At 49.5% G+C, this 1,104-nt stretch carries 1 protein-coding gene; it reads right to left on the bottom strand.

Translation table 11 applies throughout. The annotated features are described in order from the left end of the window. Positions 1-12: 12 nt before the first annotated feature. Positions 13-1,104 (bottom strand): chemotaxis protein CheW (locus CDG79_RS40585; protein WP_223278680.1); only part of this gene is annotated, 1,092 nt, incomplete at its 5' end.

Raw genomic sequence — 1,104 nt, 5'->3', positions numbered from 1 at the left:
CCCTGCCTCTTATCAGTGGGTTTGCCATTGCAATGTCTGGGCGATCGCTCTGGTGTCTAAAATCCAGCGATCGCCTGGCAGAATACCTCGAACAAAATTTAGTAGTTTGTTTGGGGAAAAGTCGGTTGGTGCCGATTGTGCTTGCTGTAAATCCTGCCACTCTACATCGTAGACATGAGCCACCAAAAACCCGATTACCTGATTTTGCAGTTCGAGAACCAGAACCATTGGCTTTTCTGGTCGTGACTGCCGTTTCAAAAGCGGCGCATAACCAAGCAAATGTTCCAAGTCAACCACTCGCAGCATCTGTCCTTGCCAATTATAGAAACCTAAAATCCAACTTGGTAAGGCCGGGGCTGGGGAAATTTCTTGGCTAGCGAGATGAATAATGTCCTGTAATGAGTGGAATGGTAGTAATCCACTTCCTCGATCGCCCAAGGGAAAACGGAGAAATCTTTGCCGTTGTTCGCCTGATGTCAGCCCAGGAGCCAAGGTTGGGGTTGTTCCGGGCAACCCCAACTTATTAGCCAATATCTGGCTCATGCCTAGAAGAAGTACTTTGAGTGGTTCTTCGTTTGGTGCTACAGGCAAAACAGCCATGTGGCTAACAAAGTTTAACTCCGCCACTTGCTGATAAGACCACGGCACCGGACGCACAGTTTCTAAAGGAATATCGATTAAGGCAGGGGGCTTGTCCACAGGAATGCCACAAATTTCCCCAGTCCGCGTTTGAGTCAGAAGTAAGAAGCGCCCTGAAGTGTCAACCGCAGAGAGAACTTGATGCGCCTCTTGGGCTTGTACTTGCTGAATGAACTTTTGGCGCAAGTCCACAATTGTGATGGTTTGCGCTCCCAAATCAACCATCCCGATACCACTTTCAACCGTACTCCTAATAGGGGGACAAGCCATCACCTTGAGAACTGCACCAACTGGCAGGGCAAATAAATAGTCTGCGATCGCAAAAACAACGACTCGTAATGAGTCGCGCTCGCTCACAGCGCCAGATAATCGCTTAAACGGAAAGGGAGTGTTAAGCATAGGTCGGTCGGTGTTGAAAACTGTGGTTATGGCAGGGAGCAGAGGGGCAGGGGAGCAGAGGGGCAG

Origin of the sequence: Nostoc sp. 'Peltigera membranacea cyanobiont' 232, assembly GCF_002245985.1 — a bacterium.
Lineage (GTDB): Bacteria > Cyanobacteriota > Cyanobacteriia > Cyanobacteriales > Nostocaceae > Nostoc.
This window is presented reverse-complemented; position numbering and strand designations above follow the sequence as displayed.